Origin of the sequence: Streptomyces europaeiscabiei, from assembly GCF_001550375.1 — a bacterium.
Lineage (GTDB): Bacteria > Actinomycetota > Actinomycetes > Streptomycetales > Streptomycetaceae > Streptomyces > Streptomyces europaeiscabiei.
On sequence record NZ_LRTR01000421.1, the window covers coordinates 1 to 11,453 of the forward strand.

General features: G+C 69.7%; 12 protein-coding genes. 7 read left to right on the forward strand and 5 right to left on the reverse strand.

The genetic code is table 11. The features are described 5' to 3' along the window. The 3 genes from AWZ10_RS20255 to AWZ10_RS20265 form a co-directional block, all read left to right on the forward strand. Positions 1–350 (forward strand): ATP-binding protein (locus AWZ10_RS20255; protein WP_244172526.1); only part of this gene is annotated, 350 nt, incomplete at its 5' end. An 80-nt stretch (positions 351–430) separates the two neighbouring features. Beyond that, the gene (locus AWZ10_RS20260) at positions 431–1,078 is read left to right on the forward strand and encodes a response regulator (protein WP_046707286.1); all 648 of its coding nucleotides are present in this window, start codon (positions 431–433) and stop codon (positions 1,076–1,078) included. A gap of 163 nt (positions 1,079–1,241) precedes the next feature. Beyond that, positions 1,242–2,270: a 6-phosphofructokinase gene (locus AWZ10_RS20265; protein ID WP_037693435.1), complete on the forward strand. Its 1,029-nt coding sequence runs from the start codon at positions 1,242–1,244 to the stop codon at positions 2,268–2,270. A gap of 228 nt (positions 2,271–2,498) precedes the next feature. On the opposite strand, the gene AWZ10_RS20270 is transcribed toward AWZ10_RS20265, so the two are convergent. Both AWZ10_RS20270 and AWZ10_RS55760 read right to left on the reverse strand, forming a co-directional pair. Next, on the reverse strand, positions 2,499–4,361 hold the full coding sequence (locus AWZ10_RS20270) for an anthranilate synthase family protein (RefSeq protein ID WP_060891743.1): 1,863 nt from the start codon (positions 4,359–4,361) through the stop codon (positions 2,499–2,501). Between the two features lie 118 nt (positions 4,362–4,479). Next, positions 4,480–4,557, reverse strand: coding sequence for a trp operon leader peptide (locus AWZ10_RS55760; RefSeq protein WP_371584335.1), 78 nt, complete (start codon positions 4,555–4,557; stop codon positions 4,480–4,482). Between the two features lie 120 nt (positions 4,558–4,677). Here AWZ10_RS55760 and AWZ10_RS53770 point away from each other — a divergent pair, with 120 nt between their 5' ends. The 3 genes from AWZ10_RS53770 (at position 4,678) to AWZ10_RS20285 (ending at position 8,066) form a co-directional block, all read left to right on the forward strand. After that, on the forward strand, positions 4,678–6,198 hold the full coding sequence (locus AWZ10_RS53770) for a hypothetical protein (RefSeq protein WP_244172527.1): 1,521 nt from the start codon (positions 4,678–4,680) through the stop codon (positions 6,196–6,198). A 139-nt stretch (positions 6,199–6,337) separates the two neighbouring features. Next, positions 6,338–7,687, forward strand: coding sequence for a class II 3-deoxy-7-phosphoheptulonate synthase (locus AWZ10_RS20280; protein ID WP_046709448.1), 1,350 nt, complete (start codon positions 6,338–6,340; stop codon positions 7,685–7,687). Positions 7,688–7,832: 145 nt separating this feature from the next. Then, a complete protein-coding gene (locus AWZ10_RS20285) occupies positions 7,833–8,066 on the forward strand; it encodes a (2Fe-2S)-binding protein (protein WP_046709443.1) in 234 nt (77 codons plus the stop codon). 1 nt (position 8,067) lies between these two features. Here the strand turns inward: AWZ10_RS20285 and bfr are convergent, their stop codons facing one another. Beyond that, positions 8,068–8,547, reverse strand: a complete 480-nt coding sequence (bfr, locus tag AWZ10_RS20290) for a bacterioferritin (protein ID WP_046709444.1) — start codon at positions 8,545–8,547, stop codon at positions 8,068–8,070. Positions 8,548–8,722: 175 nt separating this feature from the next. Between bfr and AWZ10_RS20295 the strand changes: the two genes are divergently transcribed. Further along, positions 8,723–9,370 (forward strand): sulfite oxidase-like oxidoreductase, encoded by a 648-nt coding sequence (locus AWZ10_RS20295; RefSeq protein WP_046709445.1) that lies wholly within the window; start codon positions 8,723–8,725, stop codon positions 9,368–9,370. Positions 9,371–9,389: 19 nt separating this feature from the next. Here AWZ10_RS20295 and AWZ10_RS20300 read toward each other — a convergent pair whose 3' ends face one another. Continuing rightward, positions 9,390–10,310 (reverse strand): deoxyribonuclease IV, encoded by a 921-nt coding sequence (locus AWZ10_RS20300; RefSeq protein ID WP_060891744.1) that lies wholly within the window; start codon positions 10,308–10,310, stop codon positions 9,390–9,392. A 243-nt stretch (positions 10,311–10,553) separates the two neighbouring features. After that, positions 10,554–11,453: Stk1 family PASTA domain-containing Ser/Thr kinase (locus AWZ10_RS20305; RefSeq protein ID WP_159058306.1), on the reverse strand; the 900-nt coding region annotated here is incomplete at its 5' end.

Below are 11,453 nucleotides of genomic sequence, written 5' to 3' on the forward strand. Positions count from 1 at the left end.
TCGCCCCGCGGGCCGCGCGGGAGCTGGCGGCGGCCGTCGGCGCCGCCCTGGACAATGTGCGCGAACACGCCGGGGACGGGGCGCGGGCCTGGATCCTGGTCGAGGACTGGCCGGACGAGATCATCGTGACCGTACGGGACGACGGCCCCGGCATCCCCGAGGGACGGCTCGCCCAGGCCGAGGGCGAGGGACGGCTCGGAGTGGCCCTCTCCATCCGGGGACGGCTGCGCGACATCGGCGGCACGGCCGAACTGATCTCGGTGCCCGGACAGGGCACGGAAGTCGAACTGAAGGTGCCCAGGGCCCAGGAAGGGCCGAAGGGCGTACGGGGGAAGGCGGAGAAGCGGTGACGGAGAGCGTGGAGAGCGTGCGGAACGGCGGGCCGGCGGACGGACGGGCACAGTCCGGCGGGAGCGGTCCGATCAGGGTCATGGTGGTCGACGACCACCCCATGTGGCGCGACGCCGTCGCCCGTGACCTGGCCGAGGCCGGCTTCGACGTGGTCGCCACGGCGGGCGACGGCGAGCAGGCGGTACGGCGCGCCCACGCCGCCGCGCCGGACGTCCTGGTCCTGGACCTGAACCTGCCCGCGAAGCCGGGGGTGCAGGTCTGCAAGGAACTGGTGGGCGCGAACCCGGCGTTGCGGGTGCTGGTCCTGTCGGCGAGCGGGGAGCACGCGGACGTTCTGGAGGCGGTGAAGTCCGGTGCTACGGGCTACCTGCTGAAGTCGGCCTCGACCGAGGAGCTGACCGACGCCGTACGCCGCACCGCGGTCGGCGACCCCGTCTTCACCCCCGGCCTCGCGGGCCTGGTCCTCGGCGAGTACCGCCGCCTCGCCTCCGAGCCCGCCCCCGCGCCGGGCGCCGACGAGCCCAGGGCGCCGCAGCTCACCGACCGCGAGACCGAGGTGCTCCGGCTCGTCGCGAAGGGGCTGAGCTACAAGCAGATCGCCGAACGCCTCGTCATCTCGCACCGCACGGTCCAGAACCACGTCCAGAACACCCTCGGCAAGCTCCAGCTCCACAACCGGGTGGAACTGGTCCGCTATGCCATAGAGCGCGGTCTCGACGACGAGTAAACGCCGCGAATCACCCCATAGAGTGAAGGCGATTTGATCAACTCTGATCAACTCACCCTCAATCGGCGGTAATTCGCCGGAATTGACTTCCCGTACATGCCGAAGTGACCTGGATCACTACTAGCGTGGCTTCACCAGGCAACTGCGGCGAAGGGACATTTCCATGCGCGTCGGAGTACTCACCGGAGGCGGCGACTGCCCCGGGCTCAACGCCGTCATCCGGGGCGTCGTCCGCAAGGGCGTGCAGGAGTACGGCTACGACTTCGTGGGCTTCCGGGACGGCTGGCGGGGTCCGCTCGAGAACGACACCGTCCGCCTCGACATCCCCGCCGTCCGCGGCATCCTGCCCCGCGGCGGCACCATCCTCGGCTCCTCGCGCACCAACCCGCTCAAGCAGGAGAACGGCATCCGCCGCATCAAGGACAACCTCGCCAAGCAGGAGGTCGAGGCACTCATCGCCATCGGCGGCGAGGACACGCTCGGTGTGGCCGCGCGTCTGTCGGACGAGTACGGGGTGCCGTGCGTGGGCGTCCCGAAGACGATCGACAACGACCTCTCCGCCACCGACTACACCTTCGGTTTCGACACCGCCGTGGGCATCGCCACGGAAGCGATCGACCGCCTGCACACCACCGCCGAGTCCCACATGCGGGTCCTCGTCGTCGAGGTGATGGGCCGGCACGCCGGCTGGATCGCCATCCACTCCGGCCTGGCCGGCGGCGCCAACGTCATCCTCATCCCCGAACAGCGCTTCGACGTCGACAAGGTGTGCGCCTGGGTGACGTCCCGCTTCAAGGCCTCGTACGCGCCGATCGTGGTCGTCGCGGAGGGGGCCATGCCGAAGGACGGCCAGATGGTCCTCAAGGACGGCTCACTCGACTCCTTCGGCCACGTCCGCCTCTCCGGGGTCGGCGAATGGCTGTCCAAGGAGATCGAGAGGCGCACGGGCAAGGAGTCCCGCACGACCGTCCTCGGCCACGTCCAGCGCGGCGGCACTCCCTCCGCCTTCGACCGCTGGCTCGCCACCCGCTTCGGCCTCCACGCGATCGACGCCGTCCACGACCGGGACTTCGGCAAGATGGTCGCCCTCCGTGGGACGGACATCGTCCGCGTCCCGATCGCCGACGCGACGGCAAAGTTGAAGACGGTCGACCCGAAGCTCTACGAGGAGGTCGGCGTCTTCTTCGGCTGAGGCGGGCGCGGGAGGGGGTGGGGGGTTCGGTTCGTCGGCGGGTGCGGGTCCGGTGGGGCTTCTCGCGCAGTTCCCCGCGCCCCTGGAAAAGCAGGGGCTGCGCCCCCTGCTTTTCAGGCCCGCAGGGTCCTGGTGCTTTTAGGGGCGCGGGGAACTGCGCGAGAAGCCCCCACCAGCCCCCACCAGCCCCCACCGGACCCGCACTGGACCCGCACCCGACCCGCGACCCTAGAGCGCCCGCAGGGACTGGACCCCCGCCACCAGCTCCCGCACCACAGCCACCCCGTCCATCGTCAGCACCGACTCCGGATGGAACTGCACCCCCGCGAACCCGGCCCCCCGCAGCGCGTGCACCTCCCCACCCTCACCACGGCTGACCTCCACCCCGTGCGCGGCCAGCTCCGCCGCCGCACCGTCGTCACAACGCGCCACGAAGCTGTTGTAGAAGCCGACGGTCTCGCGGCGCCCGAACAGATCGATCTCGGTCTGCGCCCCCTGGTAGGGGACCTCCTTCCGGACGATCTCCAGTCCCAGCTCGACCGCGATCAGCTCGTGCCCGAGACACACCCCGAGCACCCCCCGCCGGTGCTCCCGGATCACCGACGCGGTCAGCGACCGCAGAAACCGCATCTTGGGATCGTCGAGATCGCCGGGATCCCCGGGTCCGGGCCCCAGCACCACCACCCCCTCGTGCGCGAGCACGGCCTCCCGCAGCTCCGGCTCGTCGTAGCGCCGAACCGTCACCTCCAGCCCCGACGACCGCAGCAGATGCGCGAGCATCGCGGTGAACGTGTCCTCGGCGTCCACGACGAGTGCGTGCCCCGTCAGCTCGGCCGTCCGCTCCTGCATCCGCAACCAGAACGGCGCCAGCGACCCCCGCCGCCCGTCCAGCGCCGCCCGCACCCGAGGGTCGTCCGCCAGAACCGGCCGCACCCGTTCCGGGCCGGGCCGCCCCGGCCGTACCCCCAGGGCCGTCAGCACCCCCGCCGCCTTCGCATGCGTCTCGGCGACCTCGCCCGCCGGATCCGACCCCCGGACGAGCGTGGCCCCCACCGGCACCTTCAGCCGCCCGTCCGCCGCGATGTCGGCGGTACGGATCAGAATCGGCGAGTCCAGGGTCTGCGCCCCTCCCGCATCCCGCCCCACCAACGCCAACGCCCCCGCGTAGTACCCGCGCCCGCCCACCTCGTGCCGCTCGATCACCCGGCAGGCGTTCTGCACGGGCGACCCGGTGACCGTGGCGGCGAACATCGTCTCCTTCAGCACCTCCCGCACATCCAGCGAGGACCGCCCGCGCAGCTCGTACTCGGTGTGCGCGAGGTGTGCCATCTCCTTCAGTCGGGGCCCGACCACGACCCCGCCCATGTCACCGACCGTGCACATCATCTTGAGCTCCTCGTCGACGACCATCGAGAGCTCCTCGATCTCCTTGCCGTCGGCGAGGAAGGCCAGCAGGTCCTCCGGTGCCGGCCCCTCGGCCGGATAGCGATAGGTCCCGCTGATCGGGTTCATCACGACCGTCCCGCCGGACATCCGGACGTGCACCTCGGGGCTGGCACCCACGAGGGTCCGCTCACCGGTGTGCACCACGAATGTCCAGTACGCGCCCCGCTCGCCCTCCAGCAGCCGCCGGAACAGCGCGAGCGCGTCGGCGCGGCCGAAGCCGGGGACCGTGCCCTCGTACGTCCGCCGGATCACGAAGTTCGCGCCCTCGCCCCGCCCGATCTCCTCGTGCAGCACCCGGCCGACGATCTCCGCGTACTCCTCGTCGTCCACGTCGAAGCCCCCGTCCTCGACCCGGACGTCATGCGCGGGCAGCTCCGCGAGGACCCGGTCCAGCGGCAGCTCGAACGACTCCTCCGGCACCAGCACCGACAGGGGCGTCCCGTCGTCGCGGACGTCGAAGCCGCGTTCGCGGATCTGCCGGAAGGGCACGAGTGCCAGCCCCTCGTCGGGGATGTCGACGAGCCGCTCGCACGTGGTCACCGGGCCGATGAGCAACTCCACCGTGTCGTGGTCGTGGAGGCCGGGTGTGCGGCGGCGCAGCAGGGCGAACGGGCGGTCGTCCGACAGGAGCCGGGTCAGGTCCATGGGTTCCTCTTCCCTGGGGGATCACGGTCGTCGCGGTGATCGGGGAGGAGCGGCCGGGCCCTGGAAACACCGAAGGCCGCCCCTCGGGCGGCCTTCGCGAAGTCTTGCGTACGCGCAGTCAGTGGGCCGCCGGATGAGCGGTCCACCACCAGTTCTGGATCGAGTGCGCGAACATGCGCGGCACCTTACCGGACATCTCCCGTGAACTCACGTGATCGCGTCGGAGGGTCTCCTTATGATCACTCTCGGTTCGTTCTTTGACATGTTCTAGACGATTTGTGGATACGGAAGGGCGAGTGTGTCACTCGTACGGAGAATGAGGCCCCTGGCCTTCGTCGCGGCGGCGGCCGCCCTGTTCGCCGGGCTCACCGGACAACCCGCGGCGGCCGCGGACGAGCCGGTGGTGACGAAGCTGACGCTCGGCGGCGACAGGTTCAAGATGACCGATACGAGCACCGTGTCGGCCGCGACCACCCTCGACGGCAACCTGGACGACGCCGACCTCGCGGACGTCGTCACCACCGACTACACGAAGGACTCCTCCGGGGCGAGTGACCCCTGGACGAACCTGCGCACCATGCGCGCGTGCGCCGGCGACGAGACGAAGGCCCTGCCACCGGTGAACAGGAAGGTCGCCTGGTGCTGGTCCTCGGCGCACGGCGACGACGCCACTCCGCGCTGGTGGCCGCAGGGGATGAGCAGCACCGGCACCGCCGACGGAGCCGACGGCGCCATCCAGGACAAACGCGTCACGGCGGTCGCCTGGCACTACGAGACGTTCAAGACCAACGCGGCCGGCGACTACGAGGCCAACGACAAATGCAGGACGAACAACCTGCTCAAGCTCACCCTCATCGACCGTGACACCAAGAAGTACCGCCACATCCTGCTCGTCGAGCCGACGGAGGGCGGCGCGGACTTCAAGTTCGTCACCGGCCACGGCGGCGGCATCGTCTGGTACGGCAACCACATCTACGTCACGGACACCTCCAACGGCATCCGCGTCTTCGACATCAACAAGCTCGGCAAGGTCGACACCTACGGCTCCGACCTCAACTCCTACGGCATCGACAGCTCCGGAAAGTCCAGCGCCTGCGGCTACCCGTACGTGCTGCCGCAGGTCCACTACTACAAGCAGGCCTCCCCGCCGCCCTCCGGCGCGTGCGACGCGGACGCCGTGAACGGCACGCCCGACGCCGACTCCCTGTGCTACTCCTGGCTCTCCCTCGACAAGTCCGGGGGCAGCCCGTACAAGCTGGTCACCGGCGAGTGGTTCGGCAGCGCCGCGGGCGGCCGGGTGGTGCGCTACCAGCTCAATCCGACGAGCTCCTCGACCTATCCCGGGCTGCTGAACATGTCCGGCGGCAAGACCGTGATCCAGGACGCGTACGCCGCGTCCCGCTATGTGGGACTGCAGGGCGGCATGACCTGGACCGACAGTGCCGGGCTGCTGAACTTCGCCTTCCACAAGGGGTGCGCCCTCCAGCCCGCCGTGTTCTCGCGCACCTGGGTGGGCGACACCCGGGCCACCACCGCGTGCAACCGCACGGTCGGCGAGACGGTGTACGCCAACGGGAACTGGGCGGTGGGCACGCCGCAGGCCCTGAGCTACTGGCCGAAGCTCGGCGCGGACCAGGTGGAGGAGCTGTGGGGGCTGACGGAGCACATCTGCCCCGGTACGAGCCTGCGCACGAGCTTCCCCCACGAGTTCAAGGCCACCGAGGAGCCGGACGAGAAGAAGAACGCCTGTGACGGCTACGACAACGCCGACAACCTCTCCTTGCGCACGGTCTTCGCCGTGGGCTTCGACGACAGCGCGGTCATGAACCTGCACTGACGCTGGCCCACGCCACCGACCCGACGAACACCGACCCGACGAATACCGACCCGACGAACCCCGCTCCGATCGAGCGGGGTTCGTCTCAATTGATGAGCAAGGGGATGGACGCCCGACACGACCCCGTAATGTGGACGTCGTGACCGTGAACGCTAAGTCCAGCGCGAGCGCTGGCAACACCTGGCGAGACCTGCCCGCGGCGCAGCAGCCCGAGTACCCCGACACCGAGGCTCTGCGCGCAGTCGTTGCGGAGCTCGAGTCGTATCCGCCGCTCGTCTTCGCGGGCGAGTGCGACCAGCTGCGCGCCCGGATGGCGTCCGTCGCCAAGGGAGAGGCGTTCCTCCTCCAGGGCGGCGACTGTGCCGAGGCCTTCGACGGCGTCTCGGCCGACCACATCCGCAACAAGCTGAAGACGCTGCTCCAGATGGGCGCCGTCCTCACGTACGCGGCCTCCGTGCCGGTCGTGAAGGTCGGCCGTATCGCCGGGCAGTACTCCAAGCCGCGCTCCAAGGGCACCGAGACCCGCGACGGCGTGACCCTGCCGACGTACCGGGGCGACTCGGTCAACGGCTTCGACTTCAACGAGGCCGCCCGGATCCCGGACCCCGAGCGCCTGAAGCGGATGTACAACGCCTCCGCCTCCACGCTCAACCTGGTCCGCGCCTTCACCACCGGCGGTTACGCCGACCTGCGCCAGGTGCACGCCTGGAACCAGGACTTCGTGAAGTCGTCCCCGTCGGGCCAGCGCTACGAGCAGCTCGCCCGTGAGATCGACAGCGCGCTGAACTTCATGCACGCCTGCGGGACCGACCCGGAGGAGTTCCGCACCGTCGAGTTCTTCTCCTCGCACGAGGCGCTGCTGCTCGACTACGAGTCGGCGCTGACCCGCGTGGACTCGCGCACGGGGCACCTGTACGACGTCTCCGCGCACATGGTGTGGATCGGTGAGCGCACCCGCCAGCTGGACCACGCGCACATCGAGTTCGCCTCGCAGATCCGCAACCCGATCGGGATCAAGCTCGGCCCGACGACCACGGCCGAGGAGGCGCTGCAGTACATCGAGCGCCTCGACCCGGACCGCGAGCCCGGCCGGCTCACCTTCATCGTGCGCATGGGCGCGGACAAGGTCCGCGACAAGCTGCCCGAGCTGGTCGAGAAGGTCACCGCCTCCGGCGCGACCGTCGCGTGGATCACCGACCCGATGCACGGCAACACCTATGAGGCGGCCTCCGGCCACAAGACCCGCCGCTTCGACGACGTGCTCGACGAGGTCAAGGGCTTCTTCGAGGTCCACAAGGGCCTCGGCACCCACCCGGGCGGCATCCACGTGGAGCTGACCGGCGACGACGTCACGGAGTGCGTGGGCGGCGGCGACGAGATCTTCGTCGACGATCTGCACCAGCGCTACGAGACCGCCTGCGACCCCCGGCTCAACCGCAGCCAGTCCCTGGACCTGGCGTTCCTGGTCGCGGAGCTGTACCGCGACTAGTGACAGCCGTGACAGCTGAATGGAGTGGGGCGCGGATCACATACGATCCGCGCCCCACTCCACTTTTGCGGTCCCGGCCCGCCGGGTAAGGTTAGGTTAGCCTCACCGATCTTCGGGATGGCGTCCTGTACCGATCCGGCGGGAGGTGAACCGCGTGTTCGTCTGTAGTTGCTTTGGCGTCACCGAGCAGCAGGTCAAGAAGCACGCGGCGGACGGCGCCTGCACTCCTCGTCAGATCGCGTCGGCCTGCAAGGCGGGCACGGACTGCGGCTCATGCGTACGCCGGATCCAGGCGATCCTCGGCAGGGGCGCCTGCCCGCGCCGTGAGCCGGCCGACCAGGTCGGGTCGGTCCTCGCCGAGCTCGAGGAAGCGGCGTAGCTCAGCTCTCCGGCTGCTCGATCAGCTGCGCGAGGTACAGCGCCTCGCCGAGCTTCTCCAGCAGTTCCAGCTGGGTGTCGAGGTAGTCGATGTGGTGCTCCTCGTCCGCGAGGATCGACTCGAAGATGTTCGCCGAGGTGATGTCACCCTTGTTGCGCATCACCTCGATGCCGCGCTTGAGACGGTCGATCGCCTCGACCTCGACCTGCCGGTCGGCCTCGAACATCTCCTTGACCGTCTGGCCCACGCGGACGTGGAACAGTCGCTGGTAGTTCGGCAGCCCGTCCAGGAACAGGATCCGGTCGGTGAGCACCTCCGCGTGCTTCATCTCGTCGAACGACTCGTGACGCGTGTACTTCGCGAGCTTCGTCCAGCCGAAGTTCTCCTGCATCTTCGCGTGCAGGAAGTACTGGTTGATCGCGGTGAGCTCCGCGGTCAGCTGCTCGTTGAGGAATTCGATGACCTCGGGGTCGCCCTGCATCGCGGAAGCTCCTTACCAAGCGGGGAATGGGGAGGTTGCGCCGCGATGATTGCACCGCTGCCGAAGATCGTCCAGTAAGTGCAAGCTTAGTAAGTAAGTGCAGCCTTAGTTCTAAATGTCCGGGTCGGGTGGACCCTGGTCATGTGCACCACCCCAGGTCTGTCAGGATGGAGTCATGGGTCAGCCGGTGGAACGCGCATCAGGAGATCGCGCATCTGAGAACGCGGCGTCGTCGCAGCTTCCGCCGGGACAGCGACTCCAGCGCGGCTGGCCGGTCACGCACTACGGGCCCGTCCCCAAGTTCCGCCCGGAGCGCTGGGACTTCCGGGTCTTCGGCGCCACCGCCGACGGCGAGAAGCACTCCTGGACCCACGACGAGTTCACCGCCCTGCCGTACGCCTCGGTGGTGGCCGATCTGCACTGCGTGACGAAGTTCAGCATGGTCGGCGCGGAATGGGGCGGCATCCCGGCCCGCACGATTCTGCGGACCGCGCCACCCGGCCCCGAGGTCACCCATGTGATGGTGTGGGCCGAGTACGGCTTCAGCTCCAACCTCCGCCTCGCCGACTTCGCCGACGACCGCGCGATCTTCGCCACCCACAAGGACGGCGAACTCCTCACCGCCGAGCACGGCTTCCCGCTCCGCCTCGTCGTCCCCCACCTGTACGCCTGGAAGGGCCCCAAATGGGTCCGCGGCATCGAGTACATGACCGCCGACCGCCGCGGCTTCTGGGAGGAGCGCGGCTACCACAACATCGGCGACCCCTGGCAGGAACAGCGCTACTCGTACCAGGAGGAGCCGGGGGACGGCCCCGAGCTGTGACGGCCCCGCGGCCGGGGCGTCAGCCGTCCCTGAGCCTCTTCAGGCGCTCCACGTCCGCCGCGTGCCCCTCCTTGCCGCCGGGTGTCTCGATGATCAGGGGGACGCCCTCGGTGGCGGGGTGGGTCATCAGGGCGCGGAACGGGTCCTCGCCGATGTGACCGGAGCCGATGTTCTCGTGGCGGTCCTTGTGGGCGCCGACCACGTCCTTGGAGTCGTTGGCGTGGATCAGCTTCAGCCGGCCCTCGCCGACGGTGTCCACCAGCAGGTCCAGCGTCTGGTGCATACCGTTCGGGCCGGTCAGGTCGTGCCCCGCCGCGAAGATGTGGCAGGTGTCCAGGCAGACGCCCAGCTTCGGATGGGAGTCCAGCGCCTCGAAGTACGGCCCGAAGTCCCAGGTGCGCGAGCAGAGCGAGGCCCCCTGGCCCGCCGTCGACTCCAGGAGCAGATACGGGTCGTCGTCGTGGGTCAACTCGTCCAGCAGCGGCAGCAGATACTCACGCACCTGCTTCAGTGCCACCGACCGGTCCCGCCCGCCGGTCGCGCTCCCCGTGTGCACGACGACGCCCAGCGCGCCGATCTCCCTGCCCCGGCGCAGCGAGTGCCGCATCGACTCCACGGACTTCTCCGCCGTCGCCTCGGTGTGCGACCCGAAGTTGATCAGATACGGCGCGTGCACGTACGCGGGGATCGACTCCTCGGCGCAGGCCGCCCGGAACTCCTCGTCCTGCCGGGGGTTCCCGGTCGGCGTCGCCCAGCCGCGCGGATTGGCGACGAAGACCTGGACCGTCTCGGCCCCGAGATCCCGGGCGTACGTCAGGCCGACGGAGTTCAGGCCACCGGCGACGGGGATGTGCCCGCCGACGGGGTTCCGGGACGGGCCGGAGGGGCTGGAGGGGCTGGAGGACGGGTCGGAGAGGCCGGAGGACCGCTGAGTGCTCACGGCACCAGGGTGTCACGCGAACCAGGGCGCCAGACCGGCAGCTTCGACGGCTGCCGCCCGGACGCCATGGTTTTCCGCAACTTCCGCCCGGACGCCCTGTTTCCGGCAACTGCCGTCCGGACGCGTCTGCTCCCGGCGACTCCCGCACGGCCGACCTTGCACTGCCGGTCCAGGGGGCCGGCGCCGATCTCGAACGGCTGCGGCCCGGCCGTCGGGCGATCCCGAACGGCCGGGCCGGGTCGGTCAGCCGATCTCGATCGTGATCTCCGACCCCTTGGGGGCCGTGCCGCCGCCGTCCACCGACTGGCCCTTCACCTCGTCGGCGAAGAATCCGAGGATGCCCCGGTCCTCCTCGACCTCGAAGCCGACGGCCTTCAGCTTGCGGGTCGCCTCGTCGACGCTGTCGCCCACCACGTCCGGGACCTCGACCAGCACGGGGCCCTTGGAGATCGTCAGGGTGACGGTGTCGCCGACGCCGACCTGCTTGCCCGCGCCCGGCGACTGCTCGGCCACGAGCCCCTTGTCGAACTCGGAGTTGACCTCCTTCGAGGCGAGCTCCACCTTGAGGCCGGCCTCCTCCAGCTCGGCGGTGGCGTCGTCGACCGAGGCACCGGACAGCTCGGGCAGCTCCACCGGGGCGCCCCGGCTGACCACGAGCCGGACGGCCGTGCCCGAGGAGATCTCGGTGCCGGAGCCCGGCTGGGTGCTGATCACCTGGCCCCGGATGACCTCGTCGCTGAACTCCCTTGTCGCCAGGCCCGGTTCGAGCCCGGCTTCCTTCAGCTTGCTCTTCGCGGCGTCCAGCCGGTACCCCTTCAGATCGGGTACCTTCACGGTCTCCGGGCCCTTGGAGATCGTCACCGTCACGGTGTCGTTGTCCCGGATCCGCTCCCCGGGCGCCGGGTCGGTGCTGATCACCCTGCCGCGCTTCACGGTGTCGCTGAACGCCTGCTCGACGTCGACGTCCAGCCCGGCGCCCTCCAGCCGCTTGGTGGCGTCCGCCCTGCTCTGCTGCAGCACGGCCGGGACCTGCGTGAACTGGCCAGAGTTGATGTACCAGACGCCCCCGCCCACGCCGAGGACGAGCAGCACCGCGGCGACGACCGCCACCAGCCCACGCCGGGGCGCCGCCGGGGCGTTGCG